18 protein-coding genes are annotated in these 21,924 nt (G+C 64.2%); 9 read left to right on the forward strand and 9 right to left on the reverse strand.

Going from position 1 to position 21,924, the window contains the following annotated elements; all coding sequences use genetic code 11:
- Positions 1-127: 127 nt before the first annotated feature.
- Positions 128-2,134 carry an SDR family oxidoreductase gene (locus JF515_RS17415; protein ID WP_203105732.1) on the forward strand — a complete coding sequence of 669 codons (2,007 nt, stop codon included), beginning with the start codon at positions 128-130 and terminating at the stop codon, positions 2,132-2,134.
- A gap of 223 nt (positions 2,135-2,357) precedes the next feature.
- Here the strand turns inward: JF515_RS17415 and JF515_RS17420 are convergent, their stop codons facing one another.
- Positions 2,358-3,317, reverse strand: coding sequence for an alpha/beta fold hydrolase (locus JF515_RS17420; RefSeq protein ID WP_203105733.1), 960 nt, complete (start codon positions 3,315-3,317; stop codon positions 2,358-2,360).
- Positions 3,318-3,556: 239 nt separating this feature from the next.
- On the opposite strand from JF515_RS17420, the gene JF515_RS17425 reads away from it, so the two are divergent.
- The gene (locus JF515_RS17425) at positions 3,557-4,951 is read left to right on the forward strand and encodes an adenylate/guanylate cyclase domain-containing protein (protein ID WP_203105750.1); all 1,395 of its coding nucleotides are present in this window, start codon (positions 3,557-3,559) and stop codon (positions 4,949-4,951) included.
- Entirely contained in the window at positions 4,938-5,969 is a 1,032-nt protein-coding gene (locus JF515_RS17430; RefSeq protein ID WP_203105734.1) for a hypothetical protein, read from the forward strand. Before JF515_RS17425 ends, JF515_RS17430 begins: the two co-directional genes overlap by 14 nt.
- Before the next feature lie 34 nt (positions 5,970-6,003).
- On the opposite strand, the gene gspD is transcribed toward JF515_RS17430, so the two are convergent.
- From gspD to JF515_RS17455, 5 genes are all read right to left on the reverse strand, one after another.
- Positions 6,004-8,121, reverse strand: coding sequence for a type II secretion system secretin GspD (gene gspD / locus JF515_RS17435; protein WP_338015245.1), 2,118 nt, complete (start codon positions 8,119-8,121; stop codon positions 6,004-6,006).
- Between the two features lie 40 nt (positions 8,122-8,161).
- Positions 8,162-8,962, reverse strand: a complete 801-nt coding sequence (locus JF515_RS17440; protein ID WP_238401154.1) for a type II secretion system protein N — start codon at positions 8,960-8,962, stop codon at positions 8,162-8,164.
- A 172-nt stretch (positions 8,963-9,134) separates the two neighbouring features.
- Complete coding sequence (gene gspN, locus JF515_RS17445; protein WP_203105737.1) at positions 9,135-9,857, reverse strand: type II secretion system protein N; 723 nt, start codon at positions 9,855-9,857, stop codon at positions 9,135-9,137.
- Between the two features lie 15 nt (positions 9,858-9,872).
- Complete coding sequence (gene ssb / locus JF515_RS17450; RefSeq protein WP_203105738.1) at positions 9,873-10,412, reverse strand: single-stranded DNA-binding protein; 540 nt, start codon at positions 10,410-10,412, stop codon at positions 9,873-9,875.
- A 97-nt stretch (positions 10,413-10,509) separates the two neighbouring features.
- On the reverse strand, positions 10,510-11,883 hold the full coding sequence (locus tag JF515_RS17455; protein ID WP_203105739.1) for an MFS transporter: 1,374 nt from the start codon (positions 11,881-11,883) through the stop codon (positions 10,510-10,512).
- A gap of 174 nt (positions 11,884-12,057) precedes the next feature.
- Here JF515_RS17455 and JF515_RS17460 point away from each other — a divergent pair, with 174 nt between their 5' ends.
- The 3 genes from JF515_RS17460 to JF515_RS17470 all read left to right on the forward strand — a co-directional run bounded on the left by JF515_RS17460 (position 12,058) and on the right by JF515_RS17470 (position 16,111).
- Complete coding sequence (locus JF515_RS17460) at positions 12,058-12,717, forward strand: LuxR C-terminal-related transcriptional regulator (RefSeq protein ID WP_238401155.1); 660 nt, start codon at positions 12,058-12,060, stop codon at positions 12,715-12,717.
- Between the two features lie 120 nt (positions 12,718-12,837).
- Complete coding sequence (uvrA, locus tag JF515_RS17465) at positions 12,838-15,687, forward strand: excinuclease ABC subunit UvrA (RefSeq protein WP_203105740.1); 2,850 nt, start codon at positions 12,838-12,840, stop codon at positions 15,685-15,687.
- 58 nt (positions 15,688-15,745) lie between these two features.
- Positions 15,746-16,111 carry a hypothetical protein gene (locus tag JF515_RS17470; protein WP_203105741.1) on the forward strand — a complete coding sequence of 122 codons (366 nt, stop codon included), beginning with the start codon at positions 15,746-15,748 and terminating at the stop codon, positions 16,109-16,111.
- A 1-nt stretch (position 16,112) separates the two neighbouring features.
- On the opposite strand, the gene JF515_RS17475 is transcribed toward JF515_RS17470, so the two are convergent.
- The 3 genes from JF515_RS17475 to dauA all read right to left on the reverse strand — a co-directional run bounded on the left by JF515_RS17475 (position 16,113) and on the right by dauA (position 18,977).
- Entirely contained in the window at positions 16,113-16,583 is a 471-nt protein-coding gene (locus tag JF515_RS17475) for an effector binding domain-containing protein (RefSeq protein ID WP_203105742.1), read from the reverse strand.
- 35 nt (positions 16,584-16,618) lie between these two features.
- Positions 16,619-17,155 (reverse strand): ferritin-like domain-containing protein, encoded by a 537-nt coding sequence (locus tag JF515_RS17480; RefSeq protein ID WP_203105743.1) that lies wholly within the window; start codon positions 17,153-17,155, stop codon positions 16,619-16,621.
- A gap of 109 nt (positions 17,156-17,264) precedes the next feature.
- Entirely contained in the window at positions 17,265-18,977 is a 1,713-nt protein-coding gene (dauA, locus tag JF515_RS17485) for a C4-dicarboxylic acid transporter DauA (RefSeq protein ID WP_203105744.1), read from the reverse strand.
- Between dauA and JF515_RS17490 the strand changes: the two genes are divergently transcribed.
- From JF515_RS17490 to ahpF, 3 genes are all read left to right on the forward strand, one after another.
- Positions 18,976-19,284, forward strand: coding sequence for a hypothetical protein (locus JF515_RS17490; protein WP_238401156.1), 309 nt, complete (start codon positions 18,976-18,978; stop codon positions 19,282-19,284). The genes dauA and JF515_RS17490 overlap by 2 nt on opposite strands.
- A 151-nt stretch (positions 19,285-19,435) precedes the next feature.
- Entirely contained in the window at positions 19,436-19,999 is a 564-nt protein-coding gene (gene ahpC, locus JF515_RS17495) for an alkyl hydroperoxide reductase subunit C (RefSeq protein ID WP_203105745.1), read from the forward strand.
- A gap of 75 nt (positions 20,000-20,074) precedes the next feature.
- Positions 20,075-21,649, forward strand: a complete 1,575-nt coding sequence (ahpF, locus tag JF515_RS17500; RefSeq protein WP_203105746.1) for an alkyl hydroperoxide reductase subunit F — start codon at positions 20,075-20,077, stop codon at positions 21,647-21,649.
- The last annotated feature ends 275 nt before the right edge of the window (positions 21,650-21,924 follow it).

Consider the following 21,924-nt stretch of genomic DNA (forward strand, 5'->3'; position numbering starts at 1 on the left):
CGACAAAGTACAACCACGGCGGCGCGCCGGCCCTGGTCCTTTCGACGACGAGAGCGCATCATCGACGGGGACACATAGCAACGTGGCCGCGTGCCGCCAGGGAAGTCGAAATAACAAGGGGAATTCCATGAACTACTTCGTCACCGGAGCCACCGGTTTCATCGGCCGTTTTCTGGTCGCCCGCCTGCTCAAGCGCGACAACGCACGGGTTTTCGCCCTGGTGCGGCCGGGTTCGGAGTACAAGCTGGACGCCATGCGCCGCCGGCTGTGCGTGGAGGAAAACCGGCTGGTGCCGATCAGTGGCGACCTGACCAAGAAGCTGCTCGGCGTGAGCAAGCGCGACCAGGACGACCTGGTGGGACAGATCGATCATTTCTTTCATCTGGCCGCCATCTATGACATCAGCGCCGATGAGAACAGCCAGCGCTACATCAACATCGAAGGCACCCGGCACACCCTGAAACTGGCCGAAAAACTGGATGCGAAGTGCTTCCATCATGTCTCCTCGGTAGCCGCCGGCGGTCTCTACGACGGCGTGTTCACCGAGGACATGTTCGAGGAGGCGGTGGGCCTGGACGACCCTTACCTGCTGACCAAGCATGAGGCGGAGGCCCTGGTGCGGCACGAAAGCCGGATCCCGTGGCGCATTTACCGACCGTCCCTGGTGGTTGGGCATTCCCAGACCGGCGAAATGGACAAGGTCGACGGCCCCTATTACTTCTTCAAGCTGATCCAGAAGCTGAAGGACTTTCTGCCCAACTGGATCCCCTTGGTTGGCCTGGAAAGCGGCCATTTCAACATCGTGCCGGTGGATTTCGTCGCCGACGCCCTGGACCACATCGCTCACCAGAAAGAAGGCAACGGCCACTGTTTCCACCTCACCGCCGACCGCAGCTACAACTTCGGCGAGGTGATGGACATCATCGCCAGCGCCGCCCAGGCACCGCGCATGCCGGTGCGGCTGGACGGCAAGGTGTTCGATGCCGTGCCCGGCTTCGTGCGCAAGGGGGTGAGCGCCCTGACCCCGCGCCTGCTGGTGAACCAGACCCTGGAGAACCTGGATATCCCGCCCTCGGTGATCAAGTTCCTCACCTTCCCCACCGAGTACGACAACCAGCGTGCCCGCGCCGCCCTGGAAGGCAGCGGCATCGAGGTCCCGGAACTGGAGAGCTACATCCAGCAGCTGTGGGATTTCTGGGAAAACCATCTGGACCCGGACCGCGACAGCCGCGAGGATGACTTGCAGCCGATGCCATCGCTGCCGGAGCGGGTGGAGGACAAGATCGTGCTGATCACCGGCGCCACGTCCGGTATCGGCAAGGCGTCCGCCCTGAAGCTGGCCCGCGCCGGTGCCACCGTGCTGGTGGTGGCGCGCACACCGGAGAAGCTGGAGGAGACCCTGCACGAGATCAAGCAGCTCGGTGGCACCGCCCACGCCTACCGCTGTGACGTATCCAAGCTGGAATCCGTGGACGAGCTGGTGGAGCAGGTGCTGGCCGACTATGGCCGGGTGGATATCCTGGTCAACAACGCCGGCCACTCCATCCGCCGCTCCGTGGTGCATTCATTCCATCGTTTCCACGACTTCCAGCGCACCATGCAGCTCAACTACTTCGGCGCCCTGCGCCTGATCATGAAGCTGATGCCGGGCATGGTCGAACGCGGTTTCGGCCATGTGATCAATATTTCCAGCATCGGCGTGCTCACCAACGCGCCCCGCTTCTCCGCCTATGTGGCGTCCAAGGCGGCGCTGGACTCCTTCACCCGTTGCGCCGCCAGCGAGCTGGCCCACCAGGGCATCCACTTCACCACCATCAACATGCCGCTGGTGCGCACCCCCATGATCGCGCCCACCAAGCTTTACAATCACGTCCCCACCATCAGCCCCAACCAGGCGGCGGACATGATCTGTGAAGCCATCGTGCGGCGCCCCAAACGGATCGCCACCAGCCTGGGCGTGCTCGGCCAGGTAATGCACTTCATTACCCCAAAGGTGACCGAGACGATCATGAACACCGGCTACAAAATCTTCTCCGATTCCGCCGCCGCCATGGGCAAGCGCGAGACCACGCCGAAGAAGATCAGCCGCGAACAGGCCGCCTTCTCACGGTTGTTCAAGGGGATTCACTGGTAAGCCGAGAGATCCGCCCCGCCGCGATGACCGTAAAGGGTTCATCGCGGGCCGGTGGCCCCCGAATGCCCAGACAAAAAAAAGCCCCGCCAAAGCGGGGCCGAGTGTCCGGTGTTTCCGGAAGCATACGCAGCGGGGCGTCGCCGCCCCATGAACATAATGCCCCGACGGGCGCCGCCGTCTCTTGATCCAGGTCAGGAGCCGGTGCGTTGAGCTCGCTCCGCCGCTAAAGCCCCTTTTCCGCCAGAAAATTGAGGATCTCCCGGTTCACCTCCACCGCCTGCTCCATCTGAATCCAGTGGCCACACTGATCCAGCATCACGGTACTCAGGTCAGGCACGTAATCCGGCATGCGGGCCAGGGCCTTCTGGCTGAACAGCACCACCGGATCCTGCATGCCGCCCAGGAACAAAGCGGGCGCGGTCAGCGTCCAGTTATCGTCGTCGCGGCTTTCCTCCCAGGACGCGTCCATGGCCCGATACCAGTTGAGCGCCCCGGTGAAGCCGGTTTTGCGGAACCGCGCCACGTAATAGGCCAGATCCTCGTCGCGCATCCAGCGCGGCGGTGTCCGGGGCGGTTTCATGGCCGCCAGTACCCGGGTATCGTCCGGGGCCACCCGGAAGTCCTCGATGCCGTCGGCGGAAAGGCTGTGGAACAGCCGGCGCAGGCTGTCCTCCACATCCGCCTCCAATTCCTGTTCCGGCACCTCGGCCTGCTGGAAATACAGCATGTAGAAAAAGTGATCGCCGAACATCTCACGCATGGCGTGGGTCGGCGGCCGTGGCGCCGGGCCGCCGTAGGGCACGGACAGGCCGACCAGGGCGGCGACCCGATCCGGGCGCTGGCGCGCCACCTGCCAGGCCAGGGCACAGCCCCAGTCATGACCGACCAGGATGGCACGATCCGCGCCCAGGGCATCCATCAGGGCGATGACGTCCTCCACCAGCAAGGATTGGCGATAGGCATCCACCTCGGTGGGGCCGCCGGTTTCGCCATAACCACGCAAATCCGGGGCCACCGCGTGGTAGCCGGACTGCGCCAGCGCCGGCAACTGATAGCGCCAGGAAGCCCAGCACTCCGGAAAGCCGTGCAGGCAAAGCACCAGGGGAGCCCCCGGTTCACCCGCTTCGGCGATAAAAAAGTCCATTCCATTGGCGTGCAGACGCCGTTCACGAATAAAAGCCATGCTCTCGTCGACCTTATGGTGGTTTCCCTGGGGCCAGTCTGGCAATGTGACACTGCCCACGCACCCTGACAAGAGAAGCCGCTACGGTAGCCACGGTGAACAAACCTTCCGCACCCCCCCCCCCCGCCAGTCCGGATGGCGACGGCGCTCCCGGCGAATCCGCGTCCAGTGGGTTCAAACGGCGCTTCGACGCCCTGATCCAGCCCTATATTCCGGAATATTTTCCGGTCGCCTGGAAAATGGGCCTGTCGATCTCGGCGCTGATCCTGGTGGGCATGACGCTTCTCGGTGCCTTTCTTCTCAACAACCAGCTCGAACGCATGCGCCAGCAGGCGGACCGGTTCGGCACCGCCATCGCCACGCAACTGGCGCACACCGCCCAGGAACCGCTGCTCGCCGAGGACCACTTCCTGCTCAAGGTTCACCTGAGCAATCTGGTACGCAGCGAAAGCATCGAGGGCGCGGCCCTGTTCGACCGCGACGGTCGACCGGTGGAGCAGGCCGGCGTGCAACCGTCCCAGAATACCCCGGCGAATCTGCCGATGCGCCGCTGGCACCATGACGGCGAAGCCATGAGCACCTACGAGGCGCCGGTGACGGTGGATGGGAACCGCGCCGGCACCGTGGCGGTGACGCTGTCGGATCGCTCCATCACCGCCGCCCAGCATGAGGTGCGCGATACCATGATCACCGCCACCCTGGCCATGGGACTGCTGGCGATCATCGCCTCCTTCCTGATCAGCCGCCGCCTGGCGCAGCCGATCCACAACCTGCTGGCCGCCACCAGCGCCCTGCGCCAGGGCGACCTGCAATACCGGATCCAGGAGCGCCGCAACGACGAAATCGGCCATCTGATCGAGGCCTACAACAGCATGGCCCATGGCATGCTTGAAAAGGACCAGGTGGAGCGCGTCCTGCAGCGCTTCGTGAGCCCTTCGGTGGCGCGCAAGATGATGGCCAATCTGGACCAGGTCACCCTTGGCGGCCGGGACGTGAACGCCACCGTGGTGTTCGCCGACATCGTCGGTTTCACCCGCATGTCGGAAAGCCTGGCACCGGAAGCCGTGGCGGACATGCTGAACGTCTACTTCGACGCCATCACCACCGCGACCTCCTTCTACCGGGGCACCATCGACAAATACATGGGCGACTGCGCGATGATCGTGTTCGGCGTGCCCGAGGAGGATTCGGAACATCTGTTCCACGGTCTGTGCTGCGCGGTGATGATTCAAAGACTGGTGGCCAGACTCAACGAATACCGGGCCGCCCGCGGCCAGACCACGGTGGAATTCCGCATCGGCATGAATTCAGGGCCAATGCTGGCGGGCAACCTGGGCTCCCGGGAACGCATGCAATACACGGTGGTGGGCGACGCGGTGAACCTGGCTTCGCGGCTGTCGAACATGGCCGGCGCCGGCGAAATCATCGCCGCTTCCCCGCTCATCGAAAACCCGAATATCGGCTCCCGGGTACGCGCCATCGAATACGGTGCCATGCGTGTACGCGGGCGCAGCGAGCCGGTCGGCACCTACCGGGTGGACGGGGTGCACGCCCTGTCGGAAACCCTGATGGAACAACGGATCGCCCAATTCCTGGCCGAGCAGTACCTGGAGACGCCGAGTGCCTCGTCATAACATGCCGCGCCTGACCGCGCTGGCCGGCGCCGTCCTTCTTTCCGGCTGCGCCGCCCTGTCTTCGTTCAATGATCCGGCTGATCGGGTCGGCGACGCCCTCAAGGCACAGGACTACCGGCGCGCCCTGGCGGTCATCGACGAGGCCGACGAGGGCCACCCCCGGCATGCCCTGCTCATGGAGCAGCGCGAAGGGGTGTTGCAGGCCAGCCGCGAATACCGCGACCAGGCGCTGGACCAGGCGCGTGCCCTGGCCGAGCGGGAACAGTGGCAGGAGGTACACCAGGTTCTGCGGCAAGCCCGCGAACGGGTAGTGGACCCGGAGCCGGTGACCGAGTTGATGGAACAGCTCGACGATCAACGGGAAGCCCGGCTGCGCGCCCTGCTCAGCCGCGACTATCTGGCCGAAGCCCGCGCCCTGCTGAGCACGCCGGATCTGGACCAGGCCCTGCTCCCTTACCAGGACCCGCGCGCCCGCCAGGCCCGCCAGCGGCGCATGGCATTGCGCGAGGAACTGCACCGCGAGCTGCTGGCCATGGGCAACGACTACGCCGAGGCCGGCCGCTGGCCGCAGGCGCTGGAGGCCCTGGAAACCGCCCACCGCCTGGCGCCGGACACGGCCGCCCCCGAGGCCCTGGGCAAGGCCAGGCAGGTGCTGCACAGCGCCCGGGACCGGGCTCGGGATGCCCGCGACCGGGCGCACCGCAAAGAGGCCGAAGCCCTGGTGGAGGGGTACCGCGAAAGCGGACGCCTGGATGATCTTCTGGCCGCCCGCGCTTTCCTGCTCCAGCACCAGGACCCACAACTGGATGCCCTTCGCGACCGGGTGGAAAGCTGGTCGCGACAACGCTTCCAACGGGCCATGGCTCGCGGCGAGGCGCTCTACGCGGAAGGCGATTACCAGGCGGCCAACCGGCTGTGGCGGAGCGTGGCGCCGCTGGACCCGGACAACCCGGAATTGCTGAAGAAGCTGGAGCGCAGCCGCAAGGTGCTGAATAACCTGCGCTCGCTGGAGCAGTAATCACCGGGCCCGAAACGGGCCCGGTAGCGGGGGCCTAGCGGGCGCTTTCGCCCTCCTCGGGCCGGCTGGCGGCGGGCTCTTCCTTCTCCGGTATCACGCTGTCGGTGTCGGTGACCGGGCCGGAAGTGGGCGGGGTGGCGGAGTCTTCATCGCTTTTCAACTGTTCTTCCTGGTAGGCGCGGCGGTAGTCCTCGGACACCGGCGAACGCCCATCGAAGATGCGCTCCACCTTGGTGGGCAGCGGGAACTTCACTTCACGCACCAACTCCCCTTTGTCGTTGACGCGGAACTGCATGGCGGTGACGCCCATGTATTTTTCCCGGGTCATATCCACCAGGCGGTCATTGCTGGCGAGCACCGTGGGCTTGATGAACACCATCAGGTTGCGTTTCACGTGACTCTTGCTGGTGGAGCGGAACAGCACGCCCAGCAGCGGGATATCGCCCAGAATCGGCACCTTGATCACCGAATCCTGAACGTCGTCGGTGATCAGACCGCCCAGGGCGATGGTTTCACGGTCATCCGCCAGCACCGTGGTGGCCAGCTTGCGCTTGGTGGTCACGATGTCCACCGCTTCCCCGGTGGATTCCTTCACCGCCGAGGTTTCCTGCTCCAGCTCCAGGCGAATGGTGTCCAGGCCCGCCACATGGGGAGTGACCTTGAGGGTCAGGCCCACGTCCTCGCGCTGAATGGTGGTGAAGGGGTTGGAGACGCCGGAGCCGGTACTGGAAGCCTGGCCGGTGACGAAAGGCACGTTCTCACCGACGATAATGGAGGCTTCCTGGTTATCCAGAGTCAGAATGCTGGGCGTGGAGAGAAGGTTGGTATTGGTGGTGCGCGCCAGGGCCTGAATCAGGGCGCCCCATTCGATATCACCATCGGCATCGGTTTCGCCGATGCCGGCGGTAATGCCGTCACCCAGGGAAATATTGGACGGGTCCTCGGTAATCACCGCCTGCAGCAGGGAGTTGATGCTTACCCCGCTGCCGCCGAAGTTCACCGCGCCGACACCATTCTCAAGATCACCGGCCACGTACTGGAAGCCCAGGGAGCTGGCTTTGTCGCCGGTGACCTCGACGATCGCCGCCTCGATCAGGATCTGGGCGCGACGCACGTCGAGCTGGCTGATCACCGATTGCAACTGCTTCATCATCTCCGGCTCGGCGCGAATCACCAGGGCGTTCAGCGAGGTGTCCGCCTGGATCGAAACCCCGGCGGTGGCATTGGCGGTGCGCGTCGCCGCGGCGCCGCCATTGCCCTCGCCCTGACGGACCGCCGAGGCGCCGGCGGCGAAGTTCTTGAGCAGCTCCGCCATCTGTTCGGCGTCGCCATGGCTGAGACGCACCACCTGGACACCACCGGCGGCGCTGGACGGCGTGTCGAGCTGATTGACCAGCGGGATCAGACGGGCCCGGGTGCCGCGATCGCCTTTGATGATCAACCGGTTGGTACGCTCATCGGCGACCACGGTGGCGGCGCCCTGGAGCCCGCGCCGGCGGTTATTGCCCGAGGCATCCGCCTTGGTCAGTTCCTCCAGCAGCTGCACCATGTTGCCGGCGAAGGCATGCTGCAACTGGACGATCTCCACTTCGTCGCTTTCGGCGGTATCGAGGCTGTTGATAATGGCGCGCATGCGCTGAATGTTATCGGCATGGTCACTGATGATCAGCGCGTTGGCGGACCCCACCGCCGCCAGATGGCCGTACTGCGGCACCAGCGGGCGCAGCACCGGCACCAGTTCCTCCACCGGGGAGTTGTCGACCGGGATCACCTGCGTGATCAGTTCCTCGCCGTCCACGCTGCCCGCGTTTTCGGTGAGCGGCAGATTACTCTGCTTGGCGGTGGTGTTGGTGACGATCTTGATCACCTCTCCGGAAGGCACCGCCGCGTAACCGTGCACCTGCAACACCGATAGAAACAGCTCGTAGACTTCGCTGGCGGTCAACGGCTTATTGGAAATGACGGTGACATCGCGGGCCCGCACGCGCGGATCGACCACGAAGTTCTTACCGGTCATCTCCGCCACCTGGTTGATGAACGCCTGGATGTCCGCGTTACGGATATTGACCGTCCAGGTCTTACCGTCGCCGGTTTCCTCCACCCGGGCCTGCTGCTGGGCATGGACACCGAGCGCCAGGCTCAGCGCCACCACTGCGATTATCGTTTTTAAGGCCGACTTCATAGGTGTCTCGCTAAGGTGGGTAGTTCACGGTAAATTCCTGTTCGCCGCGCTGCACGACAATGATCGCCGCCTGGCTTTCCATGTAGGATTGCAAAGCGGCCAGATCGCTTTCCTCGGTGCCGAGGGGGTAGCCATTCACCGACGCCACCACGTCACCGGGTTTAAGCCCCACCTGCTCGATCAACTGCTGGGGGGCCCGCTCGCCGATCTTGTAACCCTGGTCGGCGCCGGCACTCACCGGCTGCAGGCCCAGTTGGCGAATCAGGGCAGTGCGCTGCTGGGCCAGATCCGTCTGCGGGCTGGGCGCCGGACTGCGCGGCTCCGGCTCGGTGACCTGGGTCACGCCGCCCGCCAGCCCCTTGAGTTCATTCAGGCGCAGGGTTTCCAGCCGACCCTGGCGGCGCAGAATCACGCGATCCGCGTAAATCTCTTCCAGGGTAGCGTTCCCGGGAATGCTGTCACCAATGTGGTAGAGTTCGGCGTCACCGCCACGCTCAGCGATGATCGCCGAGGAACGGCCCCGATCACGGGTCTGGAACAAACCCAGCAACTCCAGGCTGAGGCGGGTTTCCGGCGCGTCCACGGGGCGTTCCTCGGAGGGCTCGGCCTGATACACGCCGAACAGCCGCCAGCCTTCCACCTGGGCGGCGGACAGCGCCGCTCCACCCTGGGCGCCGGCCTGCACCGATACCTGGCGCAACCGGGTCTCGGGCAACGCATCGCGGGGGCCGTACCAAAGCAACCAGACGGTCTGGGCAATCAAATAGGCGAGAATCACAACCAACAACAGAGCCAGTACGGCGCGCGCCATCCGCTCCCAGCGTTGTCGGTTTCCCCTCCGGGCCCACTGAATCATAAAACCTTCAATCCCATTATCGTTTTATACCGGCCCACCGGTCCGAAGGCTTGCCGCCTTATCGGAACCCGGACGTCCCTGGCCATTCTAGGCACGCTTTTGTGACCTGCTTATTATCCGCCGGCACTTAGCCGGAGCGCCCCAGGGTCAAGGGGCGACTCATGCGAAACACCACGTCGGAGGGATCGCCCCCCTGACTTACCCCAAGCAACTGAGGCCAGGCCCGACGGACCTGCACGTTCAGTTTTTCGTTCTCAAGCCGGGCGTGCACCAGTTGTTGTTGTCGCGGCCCGGTGACCTCCAGCTCCGGGGCCCCGTTGACCATCGCCAGACGCCCGTCCAGGGGCGGCACGCTGGCCGCGCCATCGCGACCCCAGGTCACGGTGCCGCCGCTGTAGGTCAAGGTCCCTTTGGCATCGACCACGGCATGGTCGGCGAGTTCCAATGCCATGAGGGTCAAATCCACGGTACCGTCGGCATTACCCTGGGGCACCCCGGCGCTGAACGGAGCCACCGGCACGGTGGCGCGCCATTGCTCCAGGCGCCAATCACCCCAGTCCGCCCCAAGCCAGCCGTTGGCGTCAAGGTCACCGCTTACCATGGACAGTTGCACGCCGGGCGTCAAACCGTGCCAGTCCAGGGCCCAGCTCAATTCGCCCCGGTGCTGCCGCCAACGCGCATCGACACGGGCATCCCACCAGGGCCCGCGGGCGTTGGCCAGCGTCAGCGGCGCTCCGCCGGGACGCAGCGCCGGCACCCGCTCCACCACCACGGCGGCCGGCATCAGCACCACCATGAACACCAGCAAACAAACCACGAACACCGCCCCCAGGGCAAACCAGCGCCGCATTGGAACCCCTGTCGATCAGAACGGAATGTCGTCGTCGAAATCGTCGGCGGGGCCGCTGAAACCACCGCCCTGATTGGCCGGCGCCTGTTGCTGGCCGCCACCACCACCCTGGCCGCCACCTTGATTGCGGCTCTGGTCGTAGTAGTCGTTGTTCTGGTTGCCCTGGTTGCCATAACCGCCCTGGCCACCGCCGCCTCCGCCCTGGAAATCACCGCCACCACGGCCATCGAGCATCTGCATTTCGCTGGCGACGATCTCCGTGGTGTAGCGATCCTGGCCGTCCTGCCCTTGCCATTTACGGGTGCGAATCGACCCTTCCACATACACCTTGGAGCCCTTCTTCAGGTACTCGCCGGCGATTTCGCCGAGCTTGTTGAAGAACACCACCCGGTGCCATTCGGTGCGCTCCTGCTGCTGGCCGCTCTGGCGGTCCTTCCAGCTTTCCGTGGTGGCGAGCCGGACATTGGTCACGGCGCCGCCGCTGGGCATGAACCGGGTTTCCGGATCGGCGCCCAGGTTGCCGATCAGAATGACTTTGTTGACGCCTCTCGCCATGGCTGTTCACTCCCTCAATCTCTTAAGACGACCCACCGGCGCGGGCCGGTGCAAGACCGACCATTGTGCCGCTTTGCGCTCGCCGGCGTAACCCCCGTCAGGAGTGCTTGCGCACCTCGCCGGCCAGGGCCGCCAGCGCCTCTTCATCAAGCTGTTTATTGTCCACCTTGAGCAGGGCCAGGCTCTGCTCAGCCACCACCACCGCCTCGAGCACCCCGGGCACCCCGCGCAAACGGGCCGCCACCTCGCCCCAGTCCTGGCGGTTCTCCAGGTGGATCACACGGTTATCAAGCTTGGGCAACTCGCGCATGCCCCACAGGCAAGCCAGCCAGACCACCGCCAGCAGGGCACAGCCCAGGAACACCGCTTCCGCGCCCACCCACTGGTACAGGGCGCCACCCACCTGGCCACCGATGAACACGCCCAGGAACTGGCTGGTGGAATACACCCCCATGGCGGTGCCCCGGGTACCGGCCGGCGCCGCCCGGCCAACCAGGGAAGGCAACAGCGCCTCCAGCAGGTTGAAGGCCATGAAGTAAACGAACAGCGCCAACACGAAGTGCCAGAGCGTGCCGCCGGCCAGGACCAGCAACACCTCGGCCACGATCAGCAGGCTCACCGCCAGGCGCTTGACTGGCATCGCGCCACGTCGTTCGGCGGTAATAATCAGCGGCACCATGGCCAGAAAGCTGGTCACCAGTACCGCCAGATAAAGCAGGCTGTGCTGCTGCAGGTCCAACCCCAGGCGCTGCTTGAGGATCTGCGGCAACACCACGAAGGAGGCGGTCATGGTCAGGTGCAGCACCATGATGCCCAGGTCCAGACGGCGCAGGTTGGGATCGCCCAGTACGCGGCCAAAACGCTGGGCCGCCGGCAACGGCTCCGCGGCGCGCACCTGGGGCGAAGGCACGCCGAACGCCACGCCCATGGCCAGGATGCCGAGCACCACGGTCAGCCAGAACAGGCCGCTGAGGCCCAGCCAGTGGGCCAGCAACGGCCCCAGGATAAGCGCCAGAATAAAGGCGCCCCCCACCGACATGCCGATCAGGGCCATGGCCCGGGTGCGGCGCTGCTCGCTGACCACGTCGCCGATCAGGGCCATGATCACGCTGGCGATGGCGCCGGCCCCCTGTAACGCCCGGCCCAGAATCACGCCATGGATGGTATCGCTAAGCGCCGCCACCGCGCCGCCGGCCACGAACAACAGCAGGCCCGCCAGCAGCAGCGGGCGCCGGCCGAAGCGATCGGAAAGCATGCCAAAAGGGATCTGCAGCATGGCCTGCATCAGGCCATAGGCGCCGATCGCGGTGCCGATCAACAGGGGGGTGGCGCCGTCCAGTCGCTCCCCGTACACGGCGAACACGGGCAGAATCATGAACAGGCCGAACATGCGCAATGCGAAGATCGCGGCCAGGGAGCCGGTGGTGGAAAGTTCGGTGCGCCGCAAGGCGGCCCGGGAAGCGTCCGTCATGGTCAAGCATCAAGGATACGGAAATGGGACTGGAGTGTATCAGATTAGCGGACGACGGGGATGATGCCGCCCCTGGGAATGATGGTAAATTGAAGCCCCGCTAAAGCGGTGATAAATTGATGACTTGATTCAGTTTTTCTTCTTAGCTCCCCCCCGGGTTTTCCGGGATGCATCATGGACGAATTGATGGATACTTCAACGATACAAAAGGTGTACGTGGTCGGTGGCCAGCATCTTCAGAACGCCCTGCTCACCGAGTTTCTCGACAAGGCGTCGATCCCCGCCACGGCCATCAAGTCCGTGGATCAGGTTAACGAGGACGACCTCGCCGGGGTGGAACAGAACCTGTTCCTGGTGGATTTTCATTCGGTGGACGTCAATCAGGTGATCGCCCGCCTGATGGATGCGGACAAACGGCTGCCCAACGATATTCTGATCGGTGTTTTCAACGTCGATCATGAGGACGATCTGTCGCGTCTGGCCGGACTCCCCATGGTCAACGGCGGCTTCCAGCACGATTGCCCGCAGGACCTGCTGACCAAGGGCATCAAGGCCATGTTCAAGGGCGAACTGTGGTTCCCGCGCAAGGTGTTGCAGCAGTACCTGGTCAAAAGCCGGGCCTTCAACAAGACTTTCGCCCGCAACGAGGTCAACCTCACCGACCGCGAAATCGAGGTGCTCAAGGTGATGGCCACCGGCGCCAAGAACTCCGAAATCGCCAAGGTGCTCAGCCTCAGCCCGCACACCATCAAGACCCACATCTACAACATCTTCAAGAAAATCAACGCTTCCAACCGCCTGCAGGCGGTGAACTGGGCCCAGGAAAACCTCTGATCATTCCGACGCCGGGCCGACCCGGCCGGTGTCGGCGTGTGCCCGCCTTCTTTCCCCGTTCACGGTATTTCCCCTATACTGCACTGTTCATTTTGACAGTAGCCGAGGGCTCGCCATCTCATGGATACCATTCTGGTTCGGGGCGCGCGCACCCATAACCTGAAGAACGTGGATCTCGACATTCCCCGCGATAAGCTGGTGGTAATCACCGGCCTGTCCGGGTCCGGCAAATCGTCCCTGGCGTTCGACACGCTGTATGCCGAGGGGCAGCGCCGTTACGTGGAGTCGCTGTCCACCTACGCCCGGCAGTTCCTCTCGATGATGGAAAAGCCGGACGTGGACCACATCGAGGGGCTGAGCCCGGCCATTTCCATCGAGCAGAAGTCCACCAGCCACAACCCGCGTTCCACGGTGGGCACCATCACCGAGATCTACGATTATCTGCGGCTGCTGTTCGCCCGGGTGGGCGAGCCACGCTGCCCGGAGCACGATACCCCCCTGGCGGCGCAGACCATCAGCCAGATGGTCGACCAGGTGCTGACCATGGAGGAAGGCAGCCGGCTGATGCTGCTGGCGCCGGTGATCCGCGAGAAAAAAGGCGAGCACCTGAACCTGTTCGACGAATTGCGCGCCCAGGGCTTCATTCGCGCCCGGGTGGATGGCCGCATTTACGATCTGGACGAGGCCCCCACCCTGGACAAGAACAAGAAGCACACCATCGAGGTGGTGGTGGACCGCTTCAAGGTGCGCGGCGATCTGCAGAACCGGCTGGCGGAGTCCTTCGAGACCGCCCTCAACCTGGCCGACGACATCGCCATCATCGCCTCCATGGACGGCGAGCCGCTGGACGCCGACAACCCGGAGATCACCTTCTCCGCCAAGTTCGCCTGCCCACACTGCGGCTACTCGATCCCGGAGCTGGAACCCCGTCTGTTCTCGTTCAACAATCCGGCCGGTGCCTGCCCCAGCTGCGACGGCCTCGGCGTCAAGCAGTTCTTCGACGAGGACAAGGTGATCACCAGCGACGAGCTGTCCCTTGCCGAAGGCGCGATCCGCGGCTGGGACCGCCGCAACGTCTATTACTTCCAGATGCTCAACGCCCTGGCCCAGAGCCTGGGCTTCGACATGGATCAGCCCTTCAACAAGCTGCCCAAAACGGTGCACCACAAGATTCTGTACGGCACCGGCAAGGAAAGCGTGGAGTTCCGCTACCTCAACGATCGCGGCGATATCATCAAGCGCAACCATCCGTTCGAGGGCATCATCCCGAACATGGAGCGCCGCTACCGGGAGACCGAATCCGACGCGGTGCGCGAGGAGCTGGCCGGTTATCTGTCCACCTCAACCTGCCCCAGCTGCCACGGTTCGCGGTTGCGTGAGGCCGCCCGCCATGTGTTCATCGGCGACACCAACCTGCCGGACCTGGTGCGCCTGGCGGTGGGCCGGGCGTTCGACTACTTCGACAGTCTCAAACTGAGCGGCAGCCGTGGCGAGATCGCCGAGAAGATTCTCAAGGAAATCCGCGACCGGCTGCAGTTCCTGGTCAACGTGGGCCTGGACTATCTGACCCTGGAGCGCAGCGCCGAGACCCTGTCCGGTGGCGAAGCCCAGCGCATCCGCCTGGCCAGCCAGATCGGCGCCGGCCTGGTGGGGGTGATGTACGTGCTCGACGAGCCATCCATCGGCCTGCATCAGCGTGATAACGAGCGTTTGCTGAATACCCTGACCCGGCTGCGTGACCTGGGCAACACGGTGCTGGTGGTGGAACACGACGAGGACGCCATCCGCACCGCCGATCACGTCATTGATATCGGCCCCGGCGCCGGAGTGCACGGCGGCCGGGTGGTGGCCCAGGGCACCGCGAAGCAGGTCGCCGCCAACAAACAGTCGCTCACCGGCGATTACCTTTCCGGGCGCAAGCGCATCGAAGTACCCGCCGAGCGCCGCCGTAACGAGGATGACCTCTGGCTGACCCTGTTCGGCGCCACCGGCAACAACCTCAAGGGCCACCCGCTGAATCTGCCGCTGGGGCTGTTCACCTGCATTACCGGGGTGTCCGGGTCGGGGAAATCGACGCTGATCAACCGTACTCTCTACCCGCTCGCGGCCACCAAACTGAACAAGGCCAGCACCCTGAAAGCCGCGCCCCACGAAAGCCTGGAGGGGCTGGAGCACCTGGATAAGGTGGTGGACATCGACCAGAGCCCGATCGGCCGCACGCCGCGTTCCAACCCGGCCACCTACACCGGCATTTTCACGCCGGTGCGGGAGCTGTTCGCCGGCACCCAGGAAGCCCGTGCCCGGGGCTACAAGCCCGGCCGCTTCAGCTTCAATGTCAAGGGCGGGCGCTGCGAGGCCTGTCAGGGTGACGGCGTGATCAAGGTGGAAATGCACTTCCTGCCCGATATCTACGTGCCCTGCGAGGTCTGCGAAGGGCGACGCTACAATCGGGAGACCCTGGAGGTCACCTATAAGGGCAAGAACATCTACGAAGTGCTGGAAATGACCATCGAGGAAGCCCGCGAATTCTTTGACGCGGTGCCGGCACTGCAGCGACGCCTGCAGACCCTGCTCGACGTGGGCCTGAGCTACGTGAAGCTGGGCCAGGCGGCCACGACGCTGTCCGGCGGCGAGGCGCAGCGGGTCAAGCTGGCCCGGGAGCTGTCTCGCCGCGATACCGGTCGCACGCTCTATATTCTTGATGAGCCGACCACCGGCCTGCATTTCCAGGACATCCAGTTGCTGCTGGATGTGCTCAACCGGCTCCGTGACCACGGCAACACCATCGTGGTGATCGAGCACAATCTGGACGTGATCAAGACCGCCGACTGGGTCGTGGACCTGGGCCCGGAAGGCGGCGACGGCGGCGGGCAGATTATTGCCGAGGGCACACCCGAGCAGGTCGCCAAAACCAAGGGCAGCCACACCGGCCACTTCCTGAAACCCATGCTCGCCAACAAGGGGAAATAAAGCCGCTCTGGCACGGAAACTGCTTGGCTTCTCAAGCCGATGTCACGGAGCGAAGAGCATGAGCGGGGGAGGAATCAACGCCCATTGGTTGATGCATTACCGGGTGGTGACGCTGGTGAACCAATGCCGGCGGCTGATCCGCGACGAATTCGGGGCCCGTCTGTCGCTGACTGACCCGGATTTGCGCGAGGAACTGGAGGCCTACGCCGAACGCAGCGCCTCGGCGGAACTGAAACGCCTGATGGCGCGCATCGACGAAGAAGCGGGGGAGCCGGAAGCGGCGCCGGAGCCGGTCGCGAGACCGGCCCGGCGCATGTATCGTGGCCAGCCGCTACCGGACCCGGAAGCACCAGCCTCCGGGAAATCGGAGACCGCCCCCGCCAGCGACAAACCGGTGATCTACCGGGGCCGGCGGGTGCGCTGAGTCAACGGATACCCACATAGAGGGTCACCCGATCGGTGCCCTCATAAACCTCATAATCGGTGAGAAAGGCCCGTTGCGGGGCATCTTCCGCCTCGAAGTAGTGCCATACCTGGCTCCAGGCCTCCATGGCGGTTTCCGGCATCCGGCCTTGCGCCCGGAAAACCAGATACTCGCCGGCCTCCAGCGTCAGGGTGGCGAAATCGTCCGGAACCTTCGTCTCATCCGTTACCTCGACACCGGCCAATACGCTGTAGTCGCCCTCGGCGCCGTTTTCATACTCGGTGTAGACGCCGTACACCGGCGATCCGGCGGCCTTGTCCGGGATCGTCTCGGCCAGGCGTTCATCGTTGAATTTTTCCCACAGGCGGTCCAGTTGGGCGTCTTCCGGCCGCAGTTCCCGCTCCTGATTGGTGCGCACCTGAATACCCGCCACCGCCTTGCCGTGGCGGCGTTCGCGTTCCGGTTTGATCACGCCATGTCCTCCCTTCGCTGGTGATGCCGTACCGATTAGAGCGACTCCAGAATCGCCGCCATGTCGTCGGCGTGTTCCTCTTCCTGAGCCAGAATCTCTTCCATGATGCGGCGGGTGGTGGGGTCCTTGTCGCCCAGGTAAGTGGCGATCTCCCGATAGCTGTCGATGGCGATCCGTTCCGCGATCAGGTCTTCCTTGACCATTTCCTTGAGGCTATCGCCGGCCACGTACTCCGCGTGGGAGCGGCTCTGCAGGCCTTCCGGAGAGAAATTGGGCTCGCCGCCCAGTTGCACGATGCGCTCGGCCAGCCAATCGGCGTGTTGCTGCTCCTGTTGCGCATGCTCCAGGAACTCATCCGCGGCGATGCTGGCGTTGAGGCCATCCGCCATGTAGTAGTGCCGCTTATAGCGCAGCGTGCATACGATCTCGGTGGCGAGCGCCTCATTGAGCAGGCTGAGCACGGTTTCCCGATCGGCGGCGTAGCCCGCGGTCACGGCGCCGCGCTCGATGTGCTCGCGCGCCCGCTCGCGGATGGTTTTTATATCGGTGAGAAAGGGCTGCTTCTCGCTCATGGTCTCTCCCTGCGTGGGTGGAACGAATAACTTGGGGTGCCCCTAGTGATGCCGATGGCGACCCGCGAAAACAAGAGGACCAATCGCAAAATAGCGTAAAGCGCCGGCCTCAGGCCGGCGCGCGCAGAGCTTCCTCCAGAGTGGAGTGGAACGAGTAAACCCCTTCACGGGGCGTCACGCCGGCCCGCGCCAGGGTCTTGAGCGGCTGGAACTGAAGATCGGCGATACGCACCCGGGTGCCGCTTTCCTCGCAACGCGCCAGGAACCGCTGCAGCGCCGCCAGACCGCCGGCGTCCATCACCGGCACGCCATCCATGTAAAGCACCAGCACACGGCGCTCTCCGGCGAGAGCCGCCAATTCGCCGAACACCCGGTCGGCGGCGGCGAAGAACAACGCCCCACTGATTTTGAAGACACCCCAGTCTTCCGGCAGGCCGTAGGGCGCCAGCCGTGCCGAACCGGTCATGTCGCCGACCCGGGTCATGGCGGCGATGTCACGCATGAACAGCAGCGAGGCGAGCAGGACCCCGGCGGTGATCGCCACCACCATATCCACGAATACGGTCAGCAGAAAGCAGACCAGGAACACCAGCACATCACCGGCGGGAGCCCGGCGCACCAGACGCACGGCCTTGGGGGCCTCGCTCATGTTCCACGCCACCAGCAGCAGCAACGCCGCCATGGCCGGCATCGGCAGATAGCCCAGCCAGCGCGCCAGCGCCACCATCGCCAGCAGCACCACCAGCGCATGCAGCATGGCGGCCAGGGGGGTTTGCGCACCCGCCTTGTAATTGGCCGCCGACCGGGCAATCGCGGCGGTGGCGGTGATACCACCAAACAGGGGCACCACCAGGTTACCGACGCCCTGCCCCAGCAGCTCACTGTTGGCGCTGTGGCGACGGCCGGTCATGCCATCCAGCACCACCGCGCACAGTAACGACTCGATGGCACCCAGCATGGCGATGGCGAACGCGGTGGGCACCAGACTCACCGCCAACTGCCACAACGCGGCGCCACCCAGCGCCTCGCCGCCGCGCGCCCAGGGCCAGGCCAGCTCCGGCAGTACCGGCGGAATTCCCTGCCCGGTCACGCCACTGTCGAGCACATAGTGGAACCGGGAGGCGATGGTGGGCACGGCGGCCCCCTGGTGGTTGAACCAGGCGGCCAGCGCGCCGCCCACCAGCACCGCCGGCAAATGAGGCGGCAGCGGCGTTTTCAGACGGGGCCAGATCAACAGCACCGCCAGGGTAGCCAGGGCCACCGCCAGGCTGGCACCGTGTACCTCACCCAGCATGCCGCCCAGGGCGGCCAGCTTGCCGGGGTAGGACGCGGGCAGGGATTCCAGAGGCAATCCCAGCAGGTCCTTGATTTGCAGCGTCGCGATCACCACTGCAATACCCGCGGTGAAGCCCAGGGTCACCGGCGGCGGGATGTACTCGATCAGCCTGCCCAGGCGCAGCAACGCCATCAGAATCAGCATGGCGCCTGCCATCATGGTGGCGATCAGAAGGCCGGTGAGGCCGTGCTCCTGGGCCACCGGGTACAGGATCACCACGAAGGCGGCGGTGGGCCCGGAGATGCTGAACCGGGAGCCGCCCAACAGGGCGATCAGGAAACCGCCGACGATGGCGGTATAGAGCCCGTATTGCGGCGCCACGCCGCTGGCGATGGCCAGCGCCATGGACAGCGGGATGGCGATCAGGCCGACGGTGATGCCGGCGGCCAGATCACGACCAAGGCGACGTGCGTCATACCCCTCGGCCAGACTCTCGCGCAGAGCATGGGCGGGACGCAGGGAAAACAGGTGAGCGCGGTGGGACATGGTGATGGGACCCGATGCGGTTGAGAAAATGGAACCCGGGTATTATATTCAAACTGAATCTACATCATATGTTAATGAGATTAACATCATTGCCATGGAAAAGCGCACAGCCCGCCTCACCTTGTTGATTGATCCCCGCAAGAAAGCCGTGTTCGAGCGTCTCTGCGCACGGGAGGATGTCACACCGTCGCAAAAGGTTCGTCAGTTCATCCGTGAGTACGTCCAGCGGGAGCTGGGCGACGACTGGATGACACAGGCGGAACTGGTATTGCGGGAAAAAGAGGAAAAGGAAGGTCCGGAGACCTGACCGCTTCGCCCATCACAGGCGACCTCCTGATAGGTGAACCCCTGATAGGTGACGCCAATCATGACTATTCCCGCAATCCATTATTAAAATCACACCTTCACCCCTATCTTAGGGGATGTCACGTTGACCACTCTGAATAAAGGAGCTAGACATGTCTGTAATCAACACCGAAATCAAACCGTTCAAGGCCCAGGCTTTCAAGAACGGCGAATTCATCGAAGTCAGCGACGCTGATGTAAAAGGCAACTGGGCGGTATTCTTCTTCTACCCCGCCGACTTCACCTTCGTATGCCCCACCGAGCTGGGCGACGTGGCCGACCACTACGAAGAGTTCCAGAAGATGGGCGTGGAAATCTACTCCGTGTCCACCGACACCCACTTCACCCACAAAGCCTGGCACGACAGCTCCGAGACCATCGGCAAGATCAAATACACCATGATCGGTGATCCGACCGCGACCATCAGCCGTAACTTCGAAGTACTGCGCGAAGACGAAGGCCTGGCCAACCGTGGCACCTTCATCGTGGACCCGGACGGCGTGATCCAGGCTCTGGAAATCACCGCCGAAGGCATCGGCCGCGACGCGTCCGACCTGCTGCGCAAGGTGAAGGCCGCTCAATACGTGCGCGCCCATCCTGGCGAAGTTTGCCCGGCCAAGTGGAAAGAAGGCGAGGAAACCCTGGCACCTTCCCTGGACCTGGTCGGCAAGATCTGATCGCGCCTTACCGCGTGAAGACGCCCGGGCCTCGCGCCCGGGCTTCCCTCCCCTCTCATTGTCATGGAGACCGGCATGCTTGACGCCAACCTGAAAAACCAACTGCAGTCCTACATGGAGCGCATCACGCAACCGTTCGAGATGGTCGCGTCCCTGGACGACGGCGACAAATCCCGGGAGCTGTTGGAGCTGTTGCGCGAGATCGAAGCAATGTCCGACAAGATCAGCCTGCGCGATGACGGCGACGACGCTCGCACGCCCTCGTTCAGCCTGAACCGGATCGGCGGCGACATCAGCCTCCGCTTCGCCGGCATCCCCATGGGGCATGAATTCACCTCCCTGGTACTGGCGCTGCTGCAAGTAGGCGGCCACCCGCCAAAAGCCAGTGAGGAGGTGATCGAACAGGTGAAGGCGCTGGACGGCGACTTCCAGTTCGAAACCTATTTCTCTCTGTCCTGCCAGAACTGCCCGGACGTGGTCCAGGCACTGAACCTGATGGCGGTACTGAACCCGAATATCAAACACGTGGCCATCGATGGCGCGCTGTTCCAGGATGAAGTGGAAGAGCGCGAAGTCATGGCGGTGCCCAGCGTGTTCCTGAACGGCGAACCGTTCGGCCAGGGCCGCATGAGCCTGGAAGAGATCGTCGCCAAGCTGGATACCGGCTCCGCCGAGCGCGACGCCGAGAAGCTCAACGCCAAGGACCCGTTCGACGTCCTGGTGGTGGGTGGCGGCCCCGCCGGCGCGGCCAGTGCCATCTATGCCGCCCGCAAGGGCATCCGCACCGGTGTGGCGGCGGAGCGCTTCGGTGGCCAGGTGCTGGATACCAACGCCATCGAGAATTTCATCTCGGTGACGGAAACCGAAGGCCCGAAACTGGCTGCCGCGCTGGAAGAGCATGTCCGCCAGTACGACGTGGACATCATGAACCTGCAGCGTGCCGAACAGTTGATCCCAGCAAGCCAGGAAGGCGGGTTGCACGAAGTGAAATTCGCTTCCGGCGCCAGTCTCAAGTCCAGGACTTTGGTGCTGGCCACTGGCGCCCGCTGGCGCAAGATCAACGTGCCCGGGGAAACTGAGTACCAGGGCAAAGGCGTGGCCTACTGCCCGCATTGCGACGGCCCGCTTTTCAAGGGCAAGGATGTGGCGGTGATCGGCGGCGGCAACTCCGGCGTGGAAGCGGCCATCGACCTGGCCGGCGTGGTCAAGCACGTGACCCTGCTGGAGTTCGATGACAAGCTGCGCGCCGACGCGGTGCTGCAGAAGAAACTGCACAGCCTGCCCAACGTGACCGTACTGGTGAGCGCGCAAACCACCGAAATCACCGGTGAAAACGGCCGCGTTAACGGCCTGCTCTACAAGGACCGGCAAAGCGGTGAGTCCCACCGGGTGGATCTGGCCGGGGTATTCGTGCAGATCGGCCTGCTGCCCAACACCGACTGGCTGAAGGGCGCCATTGAGTTGACTCCGCACGGCGAGATCATCGTCGACGGGCGCGGCGAGACATCGGTTCCCGGCGTGTTCGCCGCCGGCGACGTAACCACGGTGCCTTATAAGCAGATCGTGATCGCCGTGGGCGAAGGCGCCAAGGCGGCGCTGAGCGCCTTCGACCATCTGATCCGGCAGTCGGTAAGCAGCGACGCGGCCTGATCGCGCCGCTCCGGCGCAGCGAAAAGCCCGGCCCGCCATTGGCGGGTCGGGCTTTTTTGTCGCCCCTGCCCTGTAGCACCGACTTGTAGGAGCGACTGGGCGGCATTCCGCTTCAGTCGCGATCAACGGCGGTGCCCGAGCCATCGCGACTGAAGTCGCTCCTTGTGTCTCTCCGCAGGGAGATGATTAGCTACCATCCCCTGTCAGCCCGGTGGCAACCCGAGTCGCTCCTGAGGTCCTTGAACCTGTGCCGTAGATCGGACCACCGGGCTGTT

Origin of the sequence: Alloalcanivorax marinus (genome assembly GCF_016785095.1) — a bacterium.
Classification (GTDB): Bacteria; Pseudomonadota; Gammaproteobacteria; order Pseudomonadales; family Alcanivoracaceae; genus Alloalcanivorax; species Alloalcanivorax marinus_A.